The sequence below is a fragment of the Clostridium sp. Cult1 genome, from assembly GCF_021655095.1.
Lineage (GTDB): Bacteria > Bacillota > Clostridia > Tissierellales > Tepidimicrobiaceae > Schnuerera.
Map to the genome: position 1 here is coordinate 1098656 of NZ_PPXW01000001.1, position 2045 is coordinate 1100700.

A 2045-nucleotide genomic window follows, 5' to 3' on the forward strand; every position below is an offset into this window, starting at 1 on the left:
ATCCTCTTGACATGTAATATTATCTAATGTGCATGAATAGCCTACATAAATTTCTTTGCCCTTATAGCCCCACTGATTAATTATTTTTTCCTTTTCAATGACTTCATTAAGACTATTGCCATACCTAAATATAAATTTAATATCTGGATTTTCCTTCTTTATTTTTTCTATGCTACTTCTTAAATCTTCTAAATTATTTACTCCCCATAATAACTCCATGTCCTCGCTAGTCTTTCCCAACAAAAAAACACCTTCAGCAAATTCATATAGTTTTGAATCCTCTAACATATCACCATAGAAAAAACTTTCTTTATAACTATACCCTCTTTCATATATTTCTTCAAATTTCATTATCTTCTCCCCTTATATTTTAATAATCCAATATGAAATTTCATTGCTTCAAATAGGAATTATTCAATACAAATTATAGTTATAATTTTACGACATGCTGATTAGAATTTATTTCTGTATACTTTTTCTTCATAACAAATCTCTCCTTCGTCAGTAAGTATAATTTATTTACTGCCTTTCTTTAAAATAATTAAATCTCCATCCCATTCAGGAATATACAATCTTCTATCATAATAGTCCATACTACAAATTAACGGCAAGTTTATCTTAAACAAATCCCTTTCGTTGGTTCTATTTTTTCTACCTTTTATTACATTGATATTTCCCGCTATTGTATAAACCTTCCCTTTATTCGTTATCATTCTTACAACATGATTTTGGGTGTCTCCTACATATATATTACCAACTTCATCAAGTGACAAAGACCATGGTCCATCAAAATAACTCTCTTTATTTCCACCAAAAGTAGCATCTTTAGCATCTCCACCGTCACCTGTATAACCAGGCTTACCTGTTCCAGCAATTAATTCAACAGTCTCTTTATCTATATTAATCTTCCGTACTGCATAATTTTTACTATCTAATATATAGATATTTCCTTCAGGACCTCTCCTTAAATCATATATCCAGTTAAAACGTGCCTCATTAAAAGAAACTTCCTCCCTTTGAAATCCAGGTTGCCCAGTTCCCAAAACTTCTAATGTATTGCCTTTTTTATCAAACTTCCATATCCTACAGCCGGTTATTTCATTTATCCACATATTACCATCTATATCATATTCACAATTTCCTACATCTTTTAATCCTATTTTGTTACAATCAATTAAAACTTCTATATCTTTAGGTTTGTTATTTTCCATTATTATCTTATACACTATTTTGTTTCCACCACTTACTACTATAAGTGAACCATCGGGTAATCCTGTTAAATAGTTTGGATTTTTTATATCACAATTAATATGACAATTAGTCTCAAAGCCAGAGTTATGTCCAATTGTCCACAACAAATTATTTCCATCTATTTGGCCTACCCAATTATTATCATAATCAAGTCCATATTGATTGCCAAAATAGTCATGGAAGCCTAAATGAGAAAAACCATCTCCCCAATTTTTATTTTCTTCATAATTAATTATCTTTTCTACTTTCCACATAATTATCCCCCTAAATTTATTAACCTATATCTGATTTTATTCATATCTATAGCTCTTATATTTGCCACATCTCTGAATCAGTCCTTTAAGCCAAACTCCTTTACATCAATATTTTGTTTGCTGGTGGCTTATTTTTGAAACTAGACCAACCTCATTCCTTCTATTTCCATACTCAATCTATTAAAAAATTCATTCATAAAGTTTAATCTATCAATACCAATTTCCTTTGCTTTTTTCGTATATAACTTCTCTGGTATTTTTTTAAACTTAACTTCATACTCAATAAAAGGTGAATGCTTTGATACATCTTTTAACCTTCCATTTTCGGTAGTATTTTCAACCATATATTTCTTTGAGAACAGGTCTGTTGATAATTTTTGTCCAAACTGGCCAGATATCATAAAGGTACGTGCAATTCCAATAGCCCCTAATGAATCTAGTTTGTCTGCATCAAATAGTATTTTAGCTTCTATTGTCCTTGGCTCATTTCCACTTCTAAATCGATGTGATGCAATACAATGTTTTATTTCTTCAATTTTG

General features: G+C 30.1%; 3 protein-coding genes. All 3 read right to left on the bottom strand.

Annotated elements, in window-relative coordinates; translation table 11 throughout:
- On the bottom strand, positions 1-351 hold a 351-nt coding region (locus C3E89_RS05370; RefSeq protein ID WP_236911448.1), incomplete at its 3' end, for a hypothetical protein.
- 164 nt (positions 352-515) lie between these two features.
- Positions 516-1505: a hypothetical protein gene (locus C3E89_RS05375; RefSeq protein ID WP_236911449.1), complete on the bottom strand. Its 990-nt coding sequence runs from the start codon at positions 1503-1505 to the stop codon at positions 516-518.
- A 140-nt stretch (positions 1506-1645) separates the two neighbouring features.
- On the bottom strand, positions 1646-2045 hold a 400-nt coding region (locus C3E89_RS05380; protein WP_442870588.1), incomplete at its 5' end, for an HD domain-containing protein.

Bases quoted from the DNA above. Each gene is read 5' to 3' on its own strand.
- C3E89_RS05375 (WP_236911449.1), bottom strand. From the start codon at position 1,505: ATGTGGAAAGTAGAAAAGATAATTAATTATGAAGAAAATAAAAATTGG.